The sequence below is a fragment of the Streptomyces sp. NPDC007084 genome (assembly GCF_040703595.1).
Classification (GTDB): domain Bacteria; phylum Actinomycetota; class Actinomycetes; order Streptomycetales; family Streptomycetaceae; genus Streptomyces.
On record NZ_JBEYFY010000001.1, the window covers coordinates 20740 to 41321 of the forward strand.

General features: G+C 70.8%; 21 protein-coding genes, 1 tRNA gene and 1 riboswitch. Of the genes, 11 read left to right on the forward strand and 11 right to left on the reverse strand.

Features of this window, described 5'->3' with window-relative positions:
• Nucleotides 1-57 precede the first annotated feature (57 nt).
• A complete protein-coding gene (locus AB0912_RS00060) occupies nucleotides 58-1443 on the forward strand; it encodes a PrsW family intramembrane metalloprotease (RefSeq protein ID WP_366695054.1) in 1386 nt (461 codons plus the stop codon).
• A 337-nt stretch (nucleotides 1444-1780) separates the two neighbouring features.
• Here AB0912_RS00060 and AB0912_RS00065 read toward each other — a convergent pair whose 3' ends face one another.
• The 5 genes from AB0912_RS00065 to AB0912_RS00085 form a co-directional block, all read right to left on the reverse strand.
• Entirely contained in the window at nucleotides 1781-2725 is a 945-nt protein-coding gene (locus AB0912_RS00065) for an aldo/keto reductase (RefSeq protein ID WP_366695056.1), read from the reverse strand.
• A gap of 174 nt (nucleotides 2726-2899) precedes the next feature.
• A complete protein-coding gene (locus tag AB0912_RS00070; RefSeq protein WP_366695058.1) occupies nucleotides 2900-3940 on the reverse strand; it encodes a M23 family metallopeptidase in 1041 nt (346 codons plus the stop codon).
• 11 nt (nucleotides 3941-3951) lie between these two features.
• A riboswitch (cyclic di-AMP (ydaO/yuaA leader) is annotated at nucleotides 3952-4110 on the reverse strand.
• A gap of 324 nt (nucleotides 4111-4434) precedes the next feature.
• Entirely contained in the window at nucleotides 4435-5499 is a 1065-nt protein-coding gene (locus AB0912_RS00075) for a PP2C family protein-serine/threonine phosphatase (protein WP_366695667.1), read from the reverse strand.
• A gap of 342 nt (nucleotides 5500-5841) precedes the next feature.
• Nucleotides 5842-5915: transfer RNA gene (locus tag AB0912_RS00080), tRNA-Met, on the reverse strand.
• A gap of 48 nt (nucleotides 5916-5963) precedes the next feature.
• On the reverse strand, nucleotides 5964-7109 hold the full coding sequence (locus tag AB0912_RS00085; protein WP_366695060.1) for a dihydrofolate reductase family protein: 1146 nt from the start codon (nucleotides 7107-7109) through the stop codon (nucleotides 5964-5966).
• Nucleotides 7110-7202: 93 nt separating this feature from the next.
• On the opposite strand from AB0912_RS00085, the gene AB0912_RS00090 reads away from it, so the two are divergent.
• Nucleotides 7203-7712 (forward strand): MarR family transcriptional regulator, encoded by a 510-nt coding sequence (locus AB0912_RS00090; protein WP_366695061.1) that lies wholly within the window; start codon nucleotides 7203-7205, stop codon nucleotides 7710-7712.
• A 186-nt stretch (nucleotides 7713-7898) separates the two neighbouring features.
• The gene (gene ribA / locus AB0912_RS00095; RefSeq protein WP_366695062.1) at nucleotides 7899-8552 is read left to right on the forward strand and encodes a GTP cyclohydrolase II; all 654 of its coding nucleotides are present in this window, start codon (nucleotides 7899-7901) and stop codon (nucleotides 8550-8552) included.
• A gap of 29 nt (nucleotides 8553-8581) precedes the next feature.
• On the opposite strand, the gene AB0912_RS00100 is transcribed toward ribA, so the two are convergent.
• From AB0912_RS00100 to AB0912_RS00110, 3 genes are read right to left on the reverse strand one after another with little or no spacing between them, the layout of a single operon-like run.
• Nucleotides 8582-9433: a helix-turn-helix transcriptional regulator gene (locus AB0912_RS00100; protein ID WP_366695064.1), complete on the reverse strand. Its 852-nt coding sequence runs from the start codon at nucleotides 9431-9433 to the stop codon at nucleotides 8582-8584.
• Nucleotides 9434-9457: 24 nt separating this feature from the next.
• Complete coding sequence (locus tag AB0912_RS00105; protein ID WP_366695066.1) at nucleotides 9458-9985, reverse strand: DUF6879 family protein; 528 nt, start codon at nucleotides 9983-9985, stop codon at nucleotides 9458-9460.
• Nucleotides 9957-10217, reverse strand: coding sequence for a hypothetical protein (locus AB0912_RS00110; RefSeq protein ID WP_366695068.1), 261 nt, complete (start codon nucleotides 10215-10217; stop codon nucleotides 9957-9959). Before AB0912_RS00110 ends, AB0912_RS00105 begins: the two co-directional genes overlap by 29 nt.
• A gap of 226 nt (nucleotides 10218-10443) precedes the next feature.
• Here AB0912_RS00110 and AB0912_RS00115 point away from each other — a divergent pair, with 226 nt between their 5' ends.
• On the forward strand, nucleotides 10444-10641 hold the full coding sequence (locus AB0912_RS00115; protein WP_366695070.1) for a hypothetical protein: 198 nt from the start codon (nucleotides 10444-10446) through the stop codon (nucleotides 10639-10641).
• A gap of 163 nt (nucleotides 10642-10804) precedes the next feature.
• Nucleotides 10805-11002: a hypothetical protein gene (locus tag AB0912_RS00120; RefSeq protein ID WP_366695072.1), complete on the forward strand. Its 198-nt coding sequence runs from the start codon at nucleotides 10805-10807 to the stop codon at nucleotides 11000-11002.
• Between the two features lie 534 nt (nucleotides 11003-11536).
• Here the strand turns inward: AB0912_RS00120 and AB0912_RS00125 are convergent.
• From AB0912_RS00125 to AB0912_RS00135, 3 genes are all read right to left on the reverse strand, one after another.
• Nucleotides 11537-13198, reverse strand: a complete 1662-nt coding sequence (locus AB0912_RS00125; RefSeq protein ID WP_366695074.1) for a site-specific integrase — start codon at nucleotides 13196-13198, stop codon at nucleotides 11537-11539.
• 5 nt (nucleotides 13199-13203) lie between these two features.
• On the reverse strand, nucleotides 13204-13491 hold the full coding sequence (locus tag AB0912_RS00130; protein WP_366695076.1) for a hypothetical protein: 288 nt from the start codon (nucleotides 13489-13491) through the stop codon (nucleotides 13204-13206).
• 157 nt (nucleotides 13492-13648) lie between these two features.
• Nucleotides 13649-14101, reverse strand: a complete 453-nt coding sequence (locus tag AB0912_RS00135; protein WP_366695078.1) for a helix-turn-helix transcriptional regulator — start codon at nucleotides 14099-14101, stop codon at nucleotides 13649-13651.
• 276 nt (nucleotides 14102-14377) lie between these two features.
• Between AB0912_RS00135 and AB0912_RS00140 the strand changes: the two genes are divergently transcribed.
• From AB0912_RS00140 to AB0912_RS00165, 6 genes are all read left to right on the forward strand, one after another.
• The gene (locus AB0912_RS00140; RefSeq protein WP_366695080.1) at nucleotides 14378-14659 is read left to right on the forward strand and encodes a helix-turn-helix transcriptional regulator; all 282 of its coding nucleotides are present in this window, start codon (nucleotides 14378-14380) and stop codon (nucleotides 14657-14659) included.
• A complete protein-coding gene (locus AB0912_RS00145; protein WP_366695082.1) occupies nucleotides 14656-14976 on the forward strand; it encodes a hypothetical protein in 321 nt (106 codons plus the stop codon). The genes AB0912_RS00140 and AB0912_RS00145 overlap by 4 nt, the downstream gene beginning before the upstream one ends.
• Before the next feature lie 16 nt (nucleotides 14977-14992).
• The gene (locus tag AB0912_RS00150; RefSeq protein ID WP_366695084.1) at nucleotides 14993-15475 is read left to right on the forward strand and encodes a hypothetical protein; all 483 of its coding nucleotides are present in this window, start codon (nucleotides 14993-14995) and stop codon (nucleotides 15473-15475) included.
• On the forward strand, nucleotides 15472-15702 hold the full coding sequence (locus tag AB0912_RS00155) for a hypothetical protein (protein ID WP_366695086.1): 231 nt from the start codon (nucleotides 15472-15474) through the stop codon (nucleotides 15700-15702). The genes AB0912_RS00150 and AB0912_RS00155 overlap by 4 nt, the downstream gene beginning before the upstream one ends.
• Nucleotides 15699-18593: a DUF927 domain-containing protein gene (locus AB0912_RS00160; protein ID WP_366695088.1), complete on the forward strand. Its 2895-nt coding sequence runs from the start codon at nucleotides 15699-15701 to the stop codon at nucleotides 18591-18593. The genes AB0912_RS00155 and AB0912_RS00160 overlap by 4 nt, the downstream gene beginning before the upstream one ends.
• Nucleotides 18594-18919: 326 nt before the next feature.
• The gene (locus AB0912_RS00165) at nucleotides 18920-20527 is read left to right on the forward strand and encodes a DEAD/DEAH box helicase (protein ID WP_366695090.1); all 1608 of its coding nucleotides are present in this window, start codon (nucleotides 18920-18922) and stop codon (nucleotides 20525-20527) included.
• Nucleotides 20528-20582: the final 55 nt, after the last annotated feature.

The window sequence follows — 20582 nt, forward strand, 5'->3', positions numbered from 1 at the left end:
CCAGGACGACCCCGGGCACCGTCGCGGGCCACGCCCTCCCTCGTTAGGGTCAATGCCGTGGCCACCAGTCCTCCGTACCCCGCACAGCCCGGCGGCCCCGCCGGGCATGCGCTGCGCCATCCGCACTGGTGGCAGCGGCGCTGGGTGCGGTACGGAGCACTGACCACCCTGCTCGCGCTGTCCGGCCTCGTCATCCTGGCGCTCGTCCGGCAGCAGACCGGCACCGAGGGCTTTTTGGTGGGGCTCGGCCTCGCCGTGTTCCCGGTGCCGCTGCTGACAGCCGCCTTCCGGTGGCTGGACCGGGTCGAGCCGGGCCCCTGGCGCAACCTGGTGTTCGCCTTCGCCTGGGGCGCCTGCGCGGCGGCGCTCATAGCGATCGTCGCCAACAGCTTCGCCACCCGGTGGATAGCCACCGCGACCGCGGACCCCTCCAGCGCCGACACGCTCGGCGCGACCGTCATAGCGCCCGTCGTCGAGGAGTCGGCGAAGGCGGCGGCCGTCCTGCTGGTGTTCCTCTTCCGCAGACGGGACTTCACCGGGATCGTGGACGGCGTCGTCATCGCCGGAATCACCGCCACCGGCTTCGCGTTCACCGAGAACATCCTCTACCTCGGCACCGCCTTCGGCACCGACCGGCTCAGCGGCGGCAGCGGTCTGACCTCGGTGACCGCCGCGACCTTCTTCGTCCGCGTGGTGATGTCACCCTTCGCGCACCCCCTGTTCACCGTGCTGACCGGCATCGGCTTCGGCGCCGCGGCCCTGTCCGCCGAGCGCCAGCACGTGCGCCGCACCCTGTTCCCGCTCGCCGGACTGCTGCTCGCGATGGGGATGCACTCGGTGTGGAACAGCTCCTCGGACTTCGGGGAGTACGGCTTCTTCGCGGTCTACGCGGCCTTCATGGTGCCCGCGTTCGGGCTGCTGACCTGGCTGGTCGTCTGGACCCGGCAGCGCGAGCTGCGCACCGTCCGCACCGAACTGCCCGCCTACAGCGCGGCCGGCTGGCTGGGCACCGCCGAGCCCTACGTCCTCGGCTCGATGCGGGCCCGGCGGCTCGCGCGGGACTACGCCGGGCAGCGCTGGGGGAAGGCTGCGGCCCGCGCGGTCGCCGAGTACGAGGCGTACGCGACCTCGCTGGCGTTCCTGCGGCACCGGGGGCGGCGGGGCCGCGCGGGCGCCGACTTCGTCGTACGGGAGCGGGAGCTGCTGCACGAGCTGTGGCGCCGCCGGGAGGTCGCCCGCCCGTCCCTCGCCTACGCGGCGGCCATGACCGCCCCGCTACCCGCGCCACCGCCCTGGCCGGCGCACGGCTACGGCTACGCCGCCCCGCCGGGACAGCCGTACCACCAGCCACCGGTGCCGTTCCCGCATCCGCACCCGTCCCCGTACGCGGCGTACGACCCGAATCCGTACCCGACGTACGACGCGCACCCGTACCGCACCTAGGGCGTGTCGTTTGGATCAGGTGGCGCCGGAGTGCGGCGCCTTGTCGGCTGGGCCGAGCGGGGCAGGGTGCGTGCAGCTGCAAGGCGGAGGAGGGCGACGACGCGGAGCGTCGGCAACCGACGACAACGCCGCAGATGTGCGTGCCCTGCCCCGCGACCCGCCACATGATCCAAACGACACGCCCTAGATCCCCGCACCCGTGACGGGCGAGGCGGGGCAGGGCGGGGGCTTGGCTGGGCTGACTTCGGTTCGGCTCACCCAGGTGTTGCGCCGGGCGGTGTGCCTGACGTCGTGCCGGACGTCATGCCGGGCGGTGTGCCAGGTGCTATGCCGGGCGTTACGCCGACGCCTCGGTCAGCCGGGACAGCTCGGCGTCCGTCAGGGACAGGTCCGCGACGCCCAGCAGGGCCGGGAGCTGCTCCACCGTGCGGGCGGAGGCGATCGGCGCGGCGACGGTCGGCTGGGCGGCGAGCCAGGCGAGGGCCACGGTCGGTACGGCGGTGTTGTGCGCCTCGGCGATCTCGTCCAGCGCGGTGAGGACCCGCTGCCCGCGCTCCGTCTCCAGGTGCTTGGAGGCGCCCGCGGCGCGGGCCGAGTCGACGGTCGTACCCGGACGGTACTTGCCGGTGAGGAAGCCGGAGGCCAGCGCGTAGTAGGGCACCGCGGCGAGGCCCGCGCGGGAGGCGACCTCGCGCAGGGGGCCCTCGTAGGTGTCGCGCGCGACCAGGTTGTAGTGCGGCTGGAGGGCGACGTAGCGGGCGAGGCCCTCGCGGTCGGAGAACTCCAGGGACTCCTGGAGCCGCTCCGGGGAGATGTTGGAGGCGGCGATGTGCCGCACCTTGCCGGCCTTCACCAGCTCGTCCAGGGCCCCGATGATCTCCTCGACCGGCACCTCGGTCTTGTCGTAGTGCGTGTAGTAGAGGTCGATGTGGTCGGTGCCGAGGCGGCGCAGCGAGGCGTCGGCGGCGGCCTTGATGTTGGCGCCGGAGAGGCCGGGGTAGGCGGGGTGCTGGCTGACCTTCGTCGCGATGACGACGTCCGCGCGGTTGCCGCGGGCCTTGAGCCACTTGCCGATGATGGTCTCGGACTCGCCGCCCTCGTTGCCGTCGACCCACGCCGAGTACGCGTCGGCGGTGTCGAGGAAGTTGCCGCCGGCCGCCGTGTAGGCGTCGAGCACGGCGAAGGACTGGGTCTCGTCCGCCGTCCAGCCGAAGACGTTGCCGCCGAGGGAGAGCGGGAAGACCTCGAGGTCGGATGAGCCGAGCTTGCGAAGAGAAGTCATGCCCGGGTCCAACGCCCGCACGGGATGCCGGTATTCCACCCGCGCCCCGCACGCCCCTCGTATCCGGGCACGCCGGGGACCAGGGGCTGCTATCCGGCTATCCGGCGATCGGGCTATCGGGCTATCGGGCTATCCAGGAACCCTGGAGGTCAGAGCCGGCGAGGCCCCCGGGGATCAGGGATTGAGCCCCTTGCTCTGGAGCCAGGCCATCGGGTCGACGCCGGTGGCGGCGCCGCCGGGGTGGACCTCCAGGTGCAGGTGCGGCCCGGTCACGTTGCCGGTCGCGCCCACCCGCCCGATCACGTCACCGGTGGCGACCTTCTGGCCGGCGGTGACGCTGATCGACGACTGGTGGCAGAACCAGAGTTCGGTGCCGTCGTCCAGGGTGAGGATCGTGCGGTAGCCGTACGCGCCGGCCCAGCCCGCCTCGGTGACGGTGGCGCTGTGGATCGCCTTGATCAGCGTGCCGGTGGGCGCGGCGAAGTCGAGACCCGTGTGGTAGCCGGAGGACCACAGGGCACCGGCCTCGCCGAAGCGCGAGGTCAGGGTGTACGAGGAGGTCGGCAGCGTGTAGCTCTTGGCCAGCTCGGCGAGCCGCTCGGCCTCGGCCTTCGCCTTGGCCTCCTCCTCCGCCTTCTCCTTCGCGGCGGCGGCCTTGGCCTTCGCGGCGTCCTGCTGCTTGGTGGCGAGGGCGACGGCCTGCTTCGCGGCGGCGGCCTCGGCCGCCTTCTGGGCGGCGCTGTCGACCTGGTTCTGCTGCGACTCGGCCTGCTGCATGATGCGGGCGCGCAGTGCCTCACCGGCGTCCGTGCTGCCCTGGGCGGCGTCCTCGGTGGTCAGTCCGGCGCCGGTGAGCGGTGTCGTGGAACCCTCGGGTGCCGCGTCCGCGCCGTCGCTGATCAGCGCTTTGGCGGAGTGGGTGACCGAGGAGAGGTCGGGCAGTGAGATGGAGACGGGCGCCTTGCCGGGCGCGGCCGTGGCCATGCCACCGGCGCCGACGGCGGCGATGACTCCGACGCCGAGGACCGTGGAGCTGCGGGCGAGTCCTCCGCCGCGCTGCTTTCCCACGCGGTGCCGGCCACGGACCGGGCGGACGGAATCCTCGGTGGGGTTCCACTCCTCCCAGGGGCCCTCGTCCTTGCCGTAGGCGAAGCCGAAGGACTGGGGGTCATCCGGTGCGAACGAGGTTGGCTGGGCAGGCCGGTTGGACGCCACGTGGGCGCACTCCTTTCCTTCCTTCTCGCCTACCGGGTTAGCTGACGGGTTCGGAGCAGGAAGGTCTCCTACGCGCGTATACCCACCGTGTCTCCACGGCGGAGATCCGCTCGATTCACCCCAAGTTGGTGGTTCCCCGGTTCCCTTGCGGGATTCGGCGCGTGCGCACGGAGCCGTCTCTTGTGACGGCTGGGACGACCGCGCTGCGTTATCGAACGTTAATAGACCCGGCTACCTCTTTCCAAGCTGTTCTGAGTGATCGTTAACGGTTTTTGGCCAGGACTTTGGGGTCAGGGGCGGTGAAAGACGGGCGAGTTGACCGCGCCGCACCGGAGCACACAGGTCTGACGGTATGTCAGTTGTTATGCGGAGGGGCACGGTTCGGTCACCCCTCGTGACAACGGCCGGACGGACCCGTACGTGCCCGACGGGCGGACTCGTCCGTGCCTGTCAGCCGCGCCGTACGTGCCCGTCAGCCGCGCCGTAGGGGCCCGTCAGCCGCGCCGTACGGCGAGCAGCGCCATGTCGTCGGTGAGGGCGCCGCCCGTGTGCCGGCGGACGTCGTCGGCGAGGGCGTTCAGCAGCGCCTCGGGGCCCGCGAAGATCCGGCCGGCGAGCCGCGCGGCCGGGTCGTAGAACTCGCCGCGCGCGTTGCGGGCCTCGGACAGGCCGTCGGTGTGCAGCAGCAGGGTCGCCCCGCGCGGGAAGCGGGCCGGGACCGCCCGGTCGGCGGTGACGGCCAGGTCGCTCATCCCGAGCGGCAGCGCGGCGGGCCCGCCGGCGAGCGGGAGGAGCGTGCCGTCGGGGTGCAGCAGCAGGGGCGGCGGATGCCCGCGGTTGACGACGCGGACGACCTCCTCGTCGTGCGGGATCTCCACGAGCACGGCGGTGGTGAACCCCTCGACGGCGTCGAGGTTGGCGCGCCGGGCGCCCTCGCGCTTCAGCGCCCGCTCCAGCCGCTGCGCGACCGCCTCCAGGGTGCTCTCCTGCTCCGCCGCCTCGCGGAACGCGCCGATGACCACGGCGACGGCGGCGACCGCCGTCATCCCCTTGCCGCGCACGTCTCCGACGACCAGCCGCACGCCGTACGGGGTGTCCTGCACGGCGTACAGGTCCCCGCCGATGAACGCGTCCGCCTGGGCCGCCTCGTAGCGCGCGGCCACGTCGAGACCGTCGATGCGCGCCTGCGGTTCGGGCAGCACGGCCCGCTGCGCCAGCTCGGCGATCTCCCGGACGGAGGCGAGCTGCTGGTCGCTGCGCCGCACGAGGACGTTGACGACGACGGCGAGGGCGGCCGCGGTGGCGACGGTGACGACCTCGGTGACCGCGTCGCTGCGCAGGGCGACGCCGAGCCGCAGGTGCGCGAAGAGCAGCGCGCCGACGGCGGCGACGCCGGTGAGGACGGTGCCGCGCAGCGAGTACAGGGGTGCGGCGATCAGTGTGGCGGCGGTGAAGAGGGGGGCGGCGGGGAAACCGGCCGGGGTGAAGTAGTCGTAGCAGGTCCCGGCGATGACCAGCAGGACGGGCAGCACCCGGACGAGCGCGCGCACGACGGAGATACGGCCCGGGCGGCTGCCCGCCGGACCGTGCCCGGAGTCGCCCGAGGGGGCGGATGCGCGCGTCGCCCGCGGATCACCGGGGGACGGGCGGTCGGCCCGGTCGTCGAGTTCTCCGGCCCGCTCCTCACCTCCTGGCTGACCCACCCGTCCAGCAGACCCGCAGCCCGCTCGCCGGGCGACCGGTGTGGCCCGACCGAGGGATTCCGGGCCACCAGGCGGCGGGGACCAGCAGGGGGACCGACAAGGGGGACCGACTAGAGGGACCGACTAGAGGGACCGACTAGAGGTACCAACACCAAGGGCCGGAACTCGTGAATCCGAGTTCCGGCCCTTGGCCTTCAGTAGCGGGGACAGGATTTGAACCTGCGACCTCTGGGTTATGAGCCCAGCGAGCTACCGAGCTGCTCCACCCCGCGTCGTAAGAACCAGTGTACGGCATCCCGGGGGCGGGGGGGCGCACGTGGTTACCGGGGTGCCAGAAGGTGCCGGTTGGGTGCCTTGGCGGTGTGTTCGTGTTCGGGGAGGAGGAGGACGTCCGCGCCCGCGGAGGTGAGGAGGGCGCTGCCGTCGGCGTCCGGGACGAAGGTGTCGGGCTCGCGCCAGGCCGTGACGACCCGGCGGACACCGGCGTCGAGGATGAGCCGGGCGCAGGGGGCCGGCCGGGAGGCACGGCGGGCGCACGGCTCCAGGCTGCTGTAGACGGTGGCACCGGGCAGCCGCGGGTCGGCCGGGTCGATCTTGGCGAGGGCGGCCTCCTCGGCGTGTACGAGGGGATCGGCGCCCTCGCGGGAGTGGCCGCGGGCCAGTTCGGTGCCGTCCGCCGCGACCACCACCGCGCCCACGCTGAACGCGGTCTCCGAGGGCGGGCAGTCCGCCGCCAGCTCGCAGGCGAGGGCCAGCCACCGGCCGTCGGCGGCGGAGGCGGTCCGGCCGGTGCCGGGGGCGGTGGGGACGTAGCGGATGAGGACGACGTCCCCGACCGGCCGGGTCTCGACGAGCCGCATCCGCCCGGGGGGATAGGCCCCGGGCCCGAACAGCCGGGGCGCGTCCGGCTGCCCGACGAACAGGGGCGCCACGGCGAGCTGGAGTTCGTCGGCGAGGCCCTCCGTGACGAGCTGGGTGTGGACGCGTCCGCCGCCCTCGACCATCAGCCGGCGTACACCCCGCACGTCGCGCAGGTGTTCCAGCAGCTTCCGCCAGTCGAGTCCCGGTCCGGTCGGGACGATGTCGACGCCGGGCAGGCCGTTCAGCAGTTCGGCGGCGCGCCGGGCGCCCTCGTCGGTCGTGTAGAGGACCTTCTCCCCGCCCGTGCGCCAGAACAGCGCCTCGGGGTCGAGGTCGCCGGAGCCGCTGACGGTGACCTTCAGCGGGTAGGCGGGCCGCCCGTCGGCGACGCGGGCCGCGCGGCGCTCGGCGGAGTTGACCAGGAGGCGGGGGTTGTCGGTGCGCAGGGTGCCGGCGCCGATCAGGATCGCGTCGCAGGACGCCCGCACCTCGTCGACCCGGTCGAAGTCGGCCGCGCCGGAGAGCAGCAGCCGTTCGGGGCCGGTGTCGTCCAGGAAGCCGTCGAGGGAGACGGCGGCGGACAACAGGACGTGGGGACGGGGCATCGGGATGTTTCCTCCGGGGACATTCGCTGACGGCTCATGCGGCGGCTCGGTGGTTCAGTGGTTCAAGTTTTAAACAATACCTAGACTGGGGTCATGACGACCCGCTGGCTCTCCCCCGCCGAACAGCGCGCCTGGCGCGCGTACGTCTCCGCGAGTTCCCTCCTGGAGGACACCATCGACCGCGGGCTCCAGGCCGAGGCGGGCATGCCCCACCTTTACTACTCCATCCTGGCCCGGCTGTCCGAGGCGCCCGAGCGGCGGCTGCGGATGACGGACCTCGCCGAGACGCTGAAGATCACCCGCAGCCGGCTGACGTACGCCGTGACGCGGCTGGAGAAGGACGGCTCGGTGCGCCGTGAGGGCTGTCCGACCGACCGGCGCGGTCACGTGGCCGTACTCACCGACGCGGGGCTGGCCTTGGTCGAGCAGGTGGCGCCGGGTCACGTCGCGACGGTCCGGGCCGCCGTCTTCGACCGACTGACCCCCGAGCAGGTGGGCCAGTTGGAGGAGATCTGCGGGGTCATCACGCGGGGCATCCAGGGCGAGGACGCGGCGGCGGGCGGGGAGGATCTGCCGTGGCGGCGGCGTTCCTGCTCGTCATGAGGGCGGCGGGGACAGGGTCGGGGGCTGCTCTGCCGCCCATCCTGTAATCCATTGCTTGAACTTTAAAGCGGATGTAGTGTCTGACTCCGGACGGGTTGCTTCAAATCTGAAGCAGGCAGACCCTCGGCACACCCAGGCCGGGACGCCGTCCCGTACGCACACATCCCCGCCGGACGGAGAGACAACATGCGCGACCACCCCATCGCCACGGTGCGCACCCGCGTCCGGGTGCCCCTGCGCTTCGGTGACGGTTACTCCGTCGACGCGGACCTCGTCACCTTCCACGGGCTGGCCGACGGCAGGGAACACCTGGCCGTCGTGATCGGCGAGCCGGGCACCGACCCGCTGGTCCGGCTGCACTCCGAGTGCCTGACCGGCGATGTCTTCGGCTCGGCCCGCTGTGACTGCGGGCCGCAGCTCCGGGAGGCGGTGGAGCGGATCGCCGAGCGGGGCGGTGTGCTGCTGTACCTGCGGCAGGAGGGGCGGGGCATCGGCCTCTACAACAAGCTCGACGCGTACGCCCTCCAGGACGAGGGGCTCGACACGTACGCCGCCAACGCCGCGCTCGGTCTGCCGGAGGACGACCGTGACTACACCGCCGCCGCGCAGATGCTCCGGGCGCTCGGCATCGGCACGCTCGACCTGCTCTCCAACAACCCCGACAAGGCCGAGCAGCTCCGCGACCTCGGCATCACGGTGTCCCGCCGGGTACCGACGGGCGTCTTCACCACGGCCCACAACGTCCACTACCTCCGAGCCAAGGTCCTCCAGACCCAGCACACCCTGCCCCTGCCGGCCCTGCCGGACGTGACCGAACTGACCGAGCTGACGGCGGGCTGACCCCGTCGCGAACTCAGGCGCGTCCCGGGTCAGCGGAGGGCGTCGATGGCCTTCACGATCAGGGCCCGGGCGTCGGCTCCGTACACCGCCATGGCGCGGAGTTCCTCGAAGGCCTTCAGGTACAGGGCGATCTCGCCGGGCTGGGTGACGCGGACCTGAGCGGAGAGGAGTTCCACCGAGACGAGGGTGTCGTCGTACATGTGGAACAGCTCCTGCGGCCACAGCCGGCGCTCCTGGGTCGCGCTCGGGATGATGCCCAGCGACACGGCGGGCAGCGCGCCAGCAGTCAACAAGTGCCCGAGCTGGGCGGCCATCGCCTCGGAGTCGCCGAGCTGGAAGCGCAGGACGCCCTCTTCGATCAGCAGGACGAACCGGCGCCCAGGCTCATGAATGATCTTCGACCGTTCAAGTCGGGCAGCTGCAGCCTGCTCGGCATCGTCGGGGATGTCGAGGATGCGGGCGTTCGTGGACAGCAGGGCCCGCGCGTAGCCCTCGGTCTGGAGCAGGCCGGGGACGAGGGTGGGCGAGTAGACCCGGAACAGGCTGGTCGACTGGTACAGCTGCACGTAGCCGCCCTGGAGACGGGCGAGCCCAGCCCGGACCTTGCGCTGCCACTCGACGTACTGCGACTCGGCCTCGCGCGACTGGACGATGATGTCCGCGGCGTCGCCCTCGGCGTCGCAGGCACGGCACCAGCGGCGGATGTCCTCCGGGGTGGGCGGGGTCCGCGCGTTCTCGATGCGCGACGTCTTCGGGTGCGTCCACCCGCAGCGCTTGGCCAGCTCAGTACCTGTGATGCCCGCGTCGGCGCGGAGGTCACGCAGCCGTGCCGCGACCCGCTCGCGCGCAGCCTGAGCGGAGGATGACGGGGAGATAGGCATGAGCCGGCCAGGGCGCCTTTCGTACTAGCTGATCTCGTAGTGCTCGTGCGGGATCGCCCGATCCCACACGGTTTCGAATGCGTCCGCGCACAGCTTCGCCGTGGCCGGATCACTGCTCATCTCGCCACCGCCCGATGCCCCGGCTCCGGTGAAGTGGTTCCACCGGATGAGCTGGCCGTCGATGAGCCAGAAGTCGTTGCCGGGCAACGCGATGTCCGAGGCTCGGCGGCGGGGCAGCCAGCGGACTTGTTCGCCGGCCTGGACGTTGACCTCGGTAGCGGCGTGCTCGTAACGGATGTAGTCGCTGACGGGCTCGGACACGATGCGGGCCCGGCGGACCACGACCCCGCGGCTGACGGTCCGTCGGATGAGTTCCACCCAGGGCCCCCAGTACGGCGAGGTTGGATCGGTGTCCCGCTCGCCCGTGCGCCGCCAGTGCTCGAAGTCGTCGGCCTCGCCCGCGACTCCGTAGGCGTCGCGCATCTCCAGGTGGACGGCGGTGCGCTCCGCGCTGTCCAGTAGATCAGCGAAGCTCGGCACGCTCTGCGTCATCGCACGCCTTCCTCAGGATCGACACCATGCGGGCCGGGATGCGGACTACTGCCTCGTGCTCGGGGATGCCGACGGCGTGACCCGGTACCTCGAACGCGGCACATACCGCCGTGAGTTCCGGGCCGGCCGTCCATCCCTGGATGACCAGCTCGTTCTTGGTGTCGTCGACCCAGACGGTCGGGCTTTCGCCCGTTCCCGTGTTGGGGTCGATCCCGATGAACCGTAGCGTCATCGCTTCCTCCGGCGCTCTGGGCGTTCGCAGATGTTCACCACAGTCAGCCGTCTGAGGTAGGGGGTCAAGAGAGCAAATGCGCCACTGAACTGGTTGATCGGATTGCTATGAACATTGGTGAACATTACTGGCTGTGGCGTACACCGCGTCCCTAGCCTCGGGAGGCAGAGAAAAGCCCGGCGACCGCGCGAACGGCCCCGGGGACGGCCGACTGGTTGGAGTCGACATGCCGCAGCCTACGCAAGCCGCAGGCCCCACCGACGGCCCGCAGGCCCCCACCTGGTGCCACTGGCACAAGGGCCCGTCGGGGACCGCGGTCCTGGTGGACGCGATCGAGCGGAACAGTGCGCCGCCCATAGCTCTGTACGCGTGCGCTCCGTGCCGCGAGCAGCGTGGCCTGATCCCGCTGTCGGAGCTGTCGTGACCCCGGAGTGCGGCTTCGGTGAGCACGACTGGTGTCGCGGCCCGGCAGTCGTCCGCCGGAAGGGCGCTCCCTCGTGGGAGGCGCCGATCCTGACCGTGACGTGCACGTGCCGCTGCCACGGTGCCTTCGCCACCCCGGCCCCTACCGCGAAGGACGGACGCCGATGATCTGCGCACGCTGCGACAAGACGATCCGCCCGGGCCAGCCCTACGACGCCGAGCCCATCCACGCGGGCTCGGGCCCCGGAGAGACCGCCTACCTGCACCGCAACCCGTGCGTTCGCGTGCCGGTGCAGGCGGCGCCCGAGCGCGGCACGAGCGCCTACGGGTGGTCGACCCACTCACAGCCCCGGCGCCGCTGAGGATTCCCGCTACCGGTGCGTTCGGCGGATCATCGGTAGCGGGAGGACAGTTCCCGCTCGCCCCGTACGCAGGCTGAATCGGGGGTGAGCGGGACCAGGCCCCGGCCGGAGCGTGTCCCTGGCCGGGGCCGCTCCATGTCTTGATCGCCTGCACTTCGGCCGAGCATTGGCCGAGCCCGCGATCACTCTGACCCCGAAAACGAACAAGGCCCCCACCTCAGATCGCCTCTGAGCTGGGGGCCCTTCCGTAGACCCTGTGGGACTCGAACCCACAACCAATGGATTAAAAGTCTGCCGTCTCCCCATCGCGCCCCGTATCGCCCTGTGTTGTCGAGACTCGCGCCATGCCGTTTCGTGCTGGTCAGAGGCGTTTAGCGTTCGTTCACCGCGACGGCTTCACGTCGCCTCGTATCGCCTCATATCGCGCCGTTGCGTGGCCTTCGGGCCAGCACGGGGCCAGCAGTAAGGGCCCCTGACCCGCAGGTCAGAAGCCCTTTCACTGGTGCCCAAGTCTACGTGGCAGCGGCCCCGTTGTCAGTGCTGGCCCGTACTGTCGGAGCCATCCACATCCGCGCTCGCTGGCTGCGACGCGGCAGGCCCCGCCCCCGGTACAGCGACCGAGGGCGGGGCCTCGCTCTGTCCCCGCCGAGCGCGCGGCACGACAGCAGCCGCCTTCTCCGTCAGCTCGTCCTCGTACTCCTCGAACAGCTCCATGTACGTGTCGGCCGTGAGCACGATCGTGGAGTGCCGCAGCTTCTTGCTCGCGTCGTCGATGTCGCCGCCGCCAGCCTTCACCAGGGCTGCCGCTCCGTGGCGCAGGTCGCGGAGGTTGATGGGCGGAAGGCCGGCCCCATCCGCGATCCGACGGAACGCCTTGGACACGACGTCCGGGTGCAGCCAGGAACCGTCCTCCGCCGTGAACATCTTCCCGGTGTCCGCCCAGTCCGCGACGTCCTCGCCTGCGGCCCGGCGCTCCGCCGCCCGGGCGTTCCACGCCGCGCGCTCGCGCTGCTGCCGCTCGCGGTGCTCCTGGAGAACGCGCACGGTGCCCGCGTCGAGCTTCACCACGCCGGCTGACCCGTCGGTCTTGGGCTCCGTCTCGATCGGCGTCCATCCGTCGACCACGATCTCGGTCGCCACGGTGATGGTCTTCCGCGTCGGGGAGAAGTCCGCCCAGCTCTGGCCTACGCCTTCACCGCGGCGCAGGCCGTGGTGGGAGATCAGATGGAAGAAGGCGTAGAGCCGGTCCGTCTCGGCCGCGTCGAGGAAGGCGCCAAGCTGGGCAGGCGTCCACACCATGACCGGTCCGGGCTTGACCCCGGTCTCCCGCCAGCGTTCTACGCGCTCCTCGGTCCACAGCTTGCCCTTGGGGCGGGAGGCGGCGGCCAGCTCGACGTGGGCCGCCGCGTTGAAGGTGATGAGCTGCTTGGACATGGCCTTGTTCAGCGCCATGCGAAGCGTGCGGCGGATGGCCTGCTTGGTGGCCGGCCCGGTGATCCGGCGGAACGGTGGCATCTCAGCGAGCTTGGCCCGCTCCTTCGCGAGCTGGGCGCGCTCGGCCGCCTTGGGCGCACCAGGCTTGCCCCGCTTGCAGCGCTCGACCTGCTCGCGGCGGGCCGCGTTCTCAGCGCGGATCACGTCGTTGCGATCCTCGATCGCCGCGAACATGTCCTCAAGGTGGCCGACGTTCAAGCGGTCCAGGCGGAGGTGCCCGATGGCTGGCTTGAGGTGGACGCGGATGTGGCTGTCGTAGCCGTGGTTCGTCGTGACCCGGGTCGCCTTGGTGGCCATGACCTTGTCGAGCCAGTCGCCGATCGTTGTCCGCCCGTCCAGGGGGATGCCGATGCCCAACTTGCGGGACACCTCGGCGACGTCGGGCACCTTCTCGCGCCGGCGGGCGATGTCCGCGAGGAAGTCCCCGACGCGACGCTGCTCGTCAGCGTCGTCGTCGCTGGGGAGGTCGAGGATCGCCTGTAGCCGGGAGAGGTCGGCCGAGGCGTCCGTCGTCTTGCTGTAGCCAGTGCGCCGGAAGGTGCGGCGCTTTCCGTCTGCGTCGGGTGGCAACTCCTGGCGCAGAGATAGGGAACCGTGGTTCTTCTTGCTGAGCTGCGGGCACGACTTGCCCAGCAGTTTTCCGTCTGCATTGCGGCATTCGCATCGTCTCGTGATGCCTCCGGACCGGCGTGCAGACGGCATGGCGCTTACTCCTCTCGCTCGGGCGGCTTGCCCTCGTCGCCAGGCTGCCAGAGACCCGTGCCGATCAGGTGCCTCAACGACGCATTGAGTTCGTCCATGAGTTCCTGAGTCATGTGTCCTCGTCGCACGGCCATGAACGTTCCGTGCTGAGTGAAGATCGGCATGAGGATCTCGCCGTCCGGGAGGTCGTCGCTGAAGACGTACCAGGCTCGGGCGGGACGAGCGGGCCGTTCGTCATCCTGCGGCCCGCTGGGATCGGTCTGCTCGCCCTCAGGCGACTCCGGTGACTCCATGCAGTCTCCCCCATCTCCCGCAAGCGCGTTCGATTTTGGACTTAGAGCTGCACCCCTCCAGGTACGGGGTGTTCGGACATGATCGCACCACGCGACCCGGTTGTGTACTCCCCGCACGAATTAGTCACTCAGAGTGATTCCGAGGGGAACGCATGCGTTATTGATCTTCACCCTTGCTCGACGGAACCGATCCGTCAGCGTCGTCCGGCGGCACGAGGCTGTCGATGAAGGCGAACAGTCGATCGCGCTGCTCTGCGGGTAGCCGGTCGATCTTCTTCACGTACGCGACCGAAGCGGACGAGCCGGTCCCGTGCCTCAATGGGTCACGTCCGTGGAACTGCGATCCGGCCGCGTCCTGCAACTGTTCGACCGGCAACTCGGCGGCGACCGCGAGGGCGCGCAGCTCCTCGAACTCAGGACTCTTCACCGGCTCGCCGGTCTCCAGGCGGTGGATCCAGCCACGCTTCACGACCGTCCCGGTCTCCGGGTCGACCGCCCTGTCAGCGAAACTCGCGATGCCCAGCTTCAACTGTTCCCGGCGTCGGCGGATGAGATCCGCCAGCGCTGTGCGTCGTTCAGGGTTCTGGACCGAGTCGTCATTGGCCGCCATGGGGCTCATCCTGCCACTCCTGTGGACTGAGGTAATCATGCGTCGTTCAGGCCTTACCTGGTTCACGTAGGCGTACGGGCAGGTCACGCGCGGCGTCCATCGCAACCCCTGGATGAAGTGTTCAGCATTCTGGACGACTCCGCTAGGTAGCGAAGAGTCATTGGCCGATTACGGACACGCGCCCCCTATCCAGAAAGCTGGACAATCCGTTCAGGCAATGGGATGCTCACACTCACGTCGTCCAGAAATCTGGACGCTTTGTCCCGTGGAGTGAACGTGAGCGAAGAACCCACGATGTACGCGGTCGTCAGCAGTGACCGACTCAAGACGCTCATGGAGCGCACCGGCGATGGCGAGGCCATCAAGAGCCGCGAACTCGCCGCCAAGGCTGGCGTCGCACACGGCACGATCGGCGGCCTGATGGCGGGGACGCAGCGCATCGTCCCGGAGCACAAGGCACAGGCCATCGCCGACGCCCTCGGCGTCAAGTTGCTTGTCCTGTGGATCCGCCAGGAGCGGGATGGCCGCGTGTTCATCCCCGCACAGGCGACGGCATGACGACCGCCGCGTACTCCCCCGAGCAGGTGTTGGCCCTGCCCGCGATGCCGTCCGTGAAGGACGCGTTCGCCGCAATGAACATCGGGCCAACCAACGGCTACGCCCTCATCAAGGACGGCCAGTTCCCCATCGAGGTCATCCCGTTCGGCCGCGCGTTCCGCGTGCGCCGCGCCGACCTCGTCGCCTTCCTCGGACTGACCGAGCGCGCGGATGCCGAGGTCCAGTCGGCACCCGCCACCGAAAACGACGGCGCCCCCGGGGTCCAGCCGGGGGCGCCGTCAGCAGAGCAGTCCGCACCCACAAGCGCCAGCAAGTAGAGAACGGGGTCCGCTCATGGCTGAGCTTCCCACGGCTGTCACGCCGTCCACCACGCCCGAGGCCGCGCGCGCCCTGGCCGCCATCGAGGCGAGCAAGCTGCTCGCCGAGCCGGACGTCGCCGAGTGCCTCGACGCCATCGGCGAACTGATCAGGATCACCGGGGCGCCCGAGTCCATCTTCGACTGGGTTCAGCACCTCCTCGCCGGCGAGACCCTGCGGCAGTACGCCGCGCTCCAGCACATCCGACTCCACGTCTCGCGCGCCGGGGCCGAGGACCAGCCGTCGAAGACCTTCGTCATCTGGGCCGCGAACGGCGACGCCATGGCGATCGTCCCTGAGGGGCAGCACCCCGCGGTCTCCCTCCTTCAGATGCGCGAGGACGTTGCCCGGCGCGCGGAAGAGAAGCAGCTCGCCGCCAGCTTCCAAGCCTCCGCCACTGCTGGACACGTCGAGACCGTCGATGCCTGGCACGCGCGCACCTCCTCGGTGGCACGTTGACCAGCTCCGCCGTGCAGGCCCGGGACACCCCGGGCCGCACGGCCGCCCCCGAGGTCGTCGGCCTGCTCGTCATCGACGCGGACCACGGCCGCGCCCGCTACGACTGCCACCGGCCCAACTGCCTCCAGCGCCGCGAGGGCCCCGTATACGGCGCCGCTATCCCGGACTGGTCCAAGACCGTCAAGGCCGAGCACCTCGCCCGGTACCACCAGGGGGAGCAGCCTTGACCGACTCGCAGATCACCGAACTCCGGGCGGCTGCCCGCGACCTGCACGACGCAGGCCTCTGCGTCCTGCCCATCAAGGCGGACGGCACCAAGAAGCCGGCCGTCTCCTGGCTCGAACACAAGGTCACCAGGACCACGCCCGAACAGCACGACGGATGGTTCGGAGGCGACCGCCCCCGCGGCATCGCCGTCGTCTACGGCCAGGTGTCCGGCGGCGTGGAGCTGATCGAGTTCGAGGGCCTCGCCATCCGCGAGGGCCTGCTCAAGGACGTCACCGAGATCATGGAAGCGTCCGGATCTCGGATCAGCGAGGCATGGGCGGCGATCCTCACGGGCTGGGTCACCGAGTCCCCGTCCGGCGGCCGGCACTTCCGCTTCCGTGTCGAGGGCGGCGACGTCCCCGGCAACACCAAGCTGGCTTCGCGGCTCGCCGAGGAGGACGAGTACACCGACGAGGAGAGGCAGCGGCTCCGCGAGAAGCCGAACGCTCGCATCGTCCGCGTCCTGATCGAGACGCGCGGTGAGGGCGGGTACGGCCTGGTCGAACCGTCCGGCGGGACGGTCCACGCCTCCGGGCGCCCGTACGTCCGGCTGGCCGGCGGGCCCGGCTCCATCCCGACCCTCGACGCCGAGACCGTCGGCGCCATCCGGCAGGTCTGCCGGATGGTCGACAAGCTCCCCCAGCCCGAGGTGGCGAAGACGGCGCCGCGCCCCGCGCCGCCCCGGCCCGACGGAAGCCTGCGCCCCGGCGACGACTTCGAGGTCCGCGGGTCCTGGGAGGACATCCTCCGTGGCGTCTTCCGGCCGATGCACACCCGTGGCAGCGAGACGTACTGGGGTTGGGCGGACGGCGTAGGCGGTGTGAAGGCGACGACCGGCAAGGACGAGCACGACCGCCTGTTCGTCTTCGCCACCGGCTCTGAATTCCAGAGCGAGACGCCCTACTCGAAATTCGGCGCGTACGCCCTGCTCAACCACGGCGGCGACCACAAGGCCGCAGCCCGCGAGCTGGCCCGCCTGGGCTACGGCAGTCGGCACCTGGCCACCGTCGGCGCGCCCAGCACCGCGCACGCCGTGAGTCCGGCCCCTGCCCCGGCGAACCCTGCCCCTGCCTCGGCGCCGGACGAGGCCGAGGACGAGCACGCCAGGGCGGACGAGGAGCAGGGGCCGCAGGGCGACGCGCCTGCTGGTGACTCAGAAGGCTTCGACTACGCCGACACGTTCGGCCTCCCGCCCGCGGTCCGTACGCCGTACGACTACCGGGTCACTGGGCGGGGCGTCGAGGTGCTCAGCCAGGGCGGTGAGAACTGGAACCGCGTGACGTTCGCCCCGCTGGTGGTGACAGCCACCTTCGAGGACCCCGAGGGCGACCAGTACGTAGAGCTGTCCTGGATCGACCGCAGCCTCGGCCGGCCCCGCCGCATCTCCCGCATCGTCAGCCGCGAGACCGCCAAGCGCGGACGGAAGCTGATCGAGACCCTCGGCTCCGCCGGACTCCCGGCAGTCGAGGGCGACGCTCGGGCCGTCGAGAAGTGGCTCGCCGAGTTCGAGGCCGAGAACGTCCACCGCATCCCGTCCGAGCAGTTGGCCCGCTGGCTCGGCTGGCAGGACGACGGCACGTTCGTCAGCTCCCCCGAGGACGGCATCAAGGTCGACACCGCGTTCGAGGAGCAGCGCGGCCCGGCCCGAGCACACGCCAGGAAAGGGACGCTGGAGGACTGGCAGGCCACCGTTGCCGCGCTCGCCGGATTCCCGGTGCCGCGCGTCGCCGTCGCCGCCGCGCTCGCCGCCCCCCTGCTCAAGCCGCTCGGCCTCAACAGCTTCACCCTCGACATCTCCAGCCGCTCGACCAAGGGCAAGACCACCGCGCTCCAGGTTGCGCTCAGCGTCTGGGCCGACCCGTCCGAGCACGCCTCCGCCATGTCCAACTGGCGCACCACGCTGTACGCGATCGAGAAACGGCTCAACCTCGTGCGTGGCCTGCTCACGGTCTTCGACGAGACGATGGCCGTCACCGACGACACGCTCATTGACGAGGTGCTCTACCAACTCCCGATGAACCACGGCAAGGCCAGGTCGGGCGGGGCGTTCGGCAACATGCTGCCCTGGGAGACCATCCTCCTGTCATCCGGCGAGCGGCCCGCGCTCAGCTTCACCACCAGCCAGGGCGCGGCGGCCCGCATCCTCGGGACGACGATCGCCCCATTCGGTGACGGAGGCGGCCCAACGGCGGCAGCCGCCCGGGAGGGCGTTCTCGCCAACCACGGGCACGCAGGACCGGAGTTCATCCGGTACATCCTCAGCGGCCTCGCCCAGCCGAACGGCAGGGAGAAGCTCAAGGAGCACCACCGCACGCTGGTCAACGAGTTCCGCGGCAGCGGCGACATGACCAACCGGCGCGCGCCCATGGTGGCCGCCCTGGTGCTCGCCGAGACGCTCGCCTGCCGAACCGGTCTCCTGCCGTACGAGCCGCTCTCACACGACGTGTGGCGCAGCCTGTTCACCGCCCACAGCCCGACCGACAACCGGCCCGACATGGCGCTCGACGTCCTGCGGGAGTACGTGGCGGGTCACGCGCACGAGCTGTTCAGCGCCACCCGCGCGGCTATGAACGACAAGCCCCCGTACTCCGGTTGGCTCGGCGTCCTGTCCACCAAGGACAGCGTCACCGAGGTCGCACTCCTGCCTGAGCGGGTCCGCCAGATCCTGGCAGCGGCCGGCTACTCGCTCGACGCGGTGGTCGGTAGCTGGGTCGATGCCGAGTACCTGAAGACGCTGAAGAGCCAGCGGCCAGCGCACCTCGTGCCCCGCCGTTTCGACGGCGTCCGCGCAAAGTGCCTCGCCTTCACGCCCAAGGGCGTCAGCTTCGGCGACGAGGACGAGGCGGCATGACGGCCGCCACGGAGGTGGTACGCACCGAGTGCGTACCACCTCGTTGCCCGAGTCTCCGCAGGTCAGAGGCATTCCGGATGCCGCTTTCGGGGCGGTACGCACTCGCCCGGAAATGGCACCCCTCAGGCGTGTGCGTGTGTGCGGGCGCGTGCGTGCGAGCGCGCACACATAGACCCCTGTCTGTTTCTGCGTACCTGCGTACCACTAGCTCTCCAGAGAGAGATAACGGCAGGTCAGACCCGCTTTTGCCCCGGTACGCAGCCGGTACGCAGCCGGTACGCAGTGCGTACCCCCTCTCTCCCCTCTCCACCGGATCGAGGTGCTCCATGTCCTTCACCCCCCGCCCCTACCAGCTCGACGCCATCGAGGCCCTGCGCAAGGGATGGGCCGACGGCCAGAACCGGTTGGCCGTCGTACTGCCCACCGGCGCTGGCAAAACCGTCGTGTTCTCCCACCTGGCTCACCAGATGCTCGACGCCCTCGGCGGCCGACGAGTCCTCGTCATCGCCCACCGTGAGGAGCTGATCGAGCAGGCCGCTTCCAAGCTGCTCGCAGTCGACCCGATGCTGCGGGTCGGCATCGTCAAGGCGAAGCGCAACGACCACCAGGACGCGGACGTGATCGTGGCGAGCGTCCAGACCCTGGCCGTACAGCGGCGCCGCGAGGCCATCCGCGACATCGGCCTGATCATCGTGGACGAGTGCCACCACGCCGCCGCCGCGAGCTACATGGAGGTGCTCAGGCACTTCGGGGCTTACGACGGGGTCCCGGTGGCCGGCTTCACCGCGACCATGACGCGTACCGACGGCGGCCTCGCTGAGGTGTGGCAGGACGTCGTGTTCCGCCTCGACATCCTTGACATGATCAGCGACGGCTACCTCTGCGACGTCCGTGGCAAGGCCATCACGGTCGACACCCTCGACCTGAACAAGGTGCGCACCCGGGGTGGCGATCTGGTCGACGGCCAGCTCGGCAAAGCGCTGGAGGACTCGGGCGCGCTCGACGCCATCGCCAAGGCGTACGTCGAGCACGCTGCCGATCGGGCGGGTGTCGTCTTCACGCCGACCGTGGCGACCGCGCAGCAGGCCGCCGCCGCCCTCACCGTCGCCGGGATCAGCGCGGCCCCGGTGTGGGGCGACATGGGCCGTGACGAGCGCCGCGCCACCCTCGCCCGGTACGTGGCTGGCGACGTCCAGGTGCTCACCAACTGCATGGTGCTGACCGAGGGGTTCGACGCGCCGCACACGTCGTGCATCGTCGTCGCCCGCCCGACCAAGTCGCCCGGCCTGTACGTGCAGATGGTCGGTCGCGGTCTCCGCCCGGCGCCTGGCAAGACGGACGCTCTGCTGCTCGACGTCATGGGCGCCGCGTCCCGCCACAAGCTGGCCAGCATGGTCGACCTCACCGAGCGGGAGATCGGCCAGGCGGAGGAGGGCAAGAGCCTGCGGCAGGTCGCCGAGGAGCACACCGCCACGGAGAAGCGCCGGGCGCTGGCCGCGCAGATCACGGCCGAGGAGATCAACCTCTTCGGTGGCTCGTCCATCCGCTGGCTGCGCACGCCCGCTGGCACCTGGTTCATCCGCGTCTCGAACGCCATGGTCCTGTTCCTCGTCCGGGACCCGGGCTCACGCCTCTACCGGATGCGCCGCTGGACAGCTGAGGCCGGCGTGCAGCCGCCGCGCGAGGACACCGCCCGCCCGCTCGGCGAGGCCCTCGCCTGGCTGGAGCAGCAGGCACGAGTCCTGACCCCGGGCGCGTTCGTCGACCGCCGGGCCCGCTGGCGCTCGGGCAAGCCCAGCCCGAAGCAGATCGGACTCTGCCGCCGCCGCGGGATCGCCGTCCCTCGGCAGGCCACCGCCGGGGACATCGCCGACCTGATCGACACCGACCACGTGACGTCGGTTCTCGACTCCCTGCTCGCTCCCGCTGCGTAACGAGCCGGGCCTGTCGCTATCAGGCCCGGCCCTCCACCCATCACACCACGGAGGC

Bases quoted from the DNA above. Each gene is read 5' to 3' on its own strand.
- AB0912_RS00150 (WP_366695084.1), top strand. From the start codon at position 14,993: ATGGCTGAGCTTCCCACGGCTGTCACGCCGTCCACCACGCCCGAGGCC.
- AB0912_RS00085 (WP_366695060.1), bottom strand. From the start codon at position 7,109: ATGCCCCGTCCCCACGTCCTGTTGTCCGCCGCCGTCTCCCTCGACGGC.
- AB0912_RS00125 (WP_366695074.1), bottom strand. From the start codon at position 13,198: ATGCCGTCTGCACGCCGGTCCGGAGGCATCACGAGACGATGCGAATGC.
- AB0912_RS00090 (WP_366695061.1), top strand. From the start codon at position 7,203: ATGACGACCCGCTGGCTCTCCCCCGCCGAACAGCGCGCCTGGCGCGCG.
- AB0912_RS00115 (WP_366695070.1), top strand. From the start codon at position 10,444: ATGCCGCAGCCTACGCAAGCCGCAGGCCCCACCGACGGCCCGCAGGCC.
- AB0912_RS00065 (WP_366695056.1), bottom strand. From the start codon at position 2,725: ATGACTTCTCTTCGCAAGCTCGGCTCATCCGACCTCGAGGTCTTCCCG.
- AB0912_RS00130 (WP_366695076.1), bottom strand. From the start codon at position 13,491: ATGGAGTCACCGGAGTCGCCTGAGGGCGAGCAGACCGATCCCAGCGGG.
- AB0912_RS00110 (WP_366695068.1), bottom strand. From the start codon at position 10,217: ATGACGCTACGGTTCATCGGGATCGACCCCAACACGGGAACGGGCGAA.
- AB0912_RS00100 (WP_366695064.1), bottom strand. From the start codon at position 9,433: ATGCCTATCTCCCCGTCATCCTCCGCTCAGGCTGCGCGCGAGCGGGTC.
- AB0912_RS00165 (WP_366695090.1), top strand. From the start codon at position 18,920: ATGTCCTTCACCCCCCGCCCCTACCAGCTCGACGCCATCGAGGCCCTG.
- ribA (WP_366695062.1), top strand. From the start codon at position 7,899: ATGCGCGACCACCCCATCGCCACGGTGCGCACCCGCGTCCGGGTGCCC.
- AB0912_RS00135 (WP_366695078.1), bottom strand. From the start codon at position 14,101: ATGGCGGCCAATGACGACTCGGTCCAGAACCCTGAACGACGCACAGCG.
- AB0912_RS00105 (WP_366695066.1), bottom strand. From the start codon at position 9,985: ATGACGCAGAGCGTGCCGAGCTTCGCTGATCTACTGGACAGCGCGGAG.
- AB0912_RS00120 (WP_366695072.1), top strand. From the start codon at position 10,805: ATGATCTGCGCACGCTGCGACAAGACGATCCGCCCGGGCCAGCCCTAC.
- AB0912_RS00145 (WP_366695082.1), top strand. From the start codon at position 14,656: ATGACGACCGCCGCGTACTCCCCCGAGCAGGTGTTGGCCCTGCCCGCG.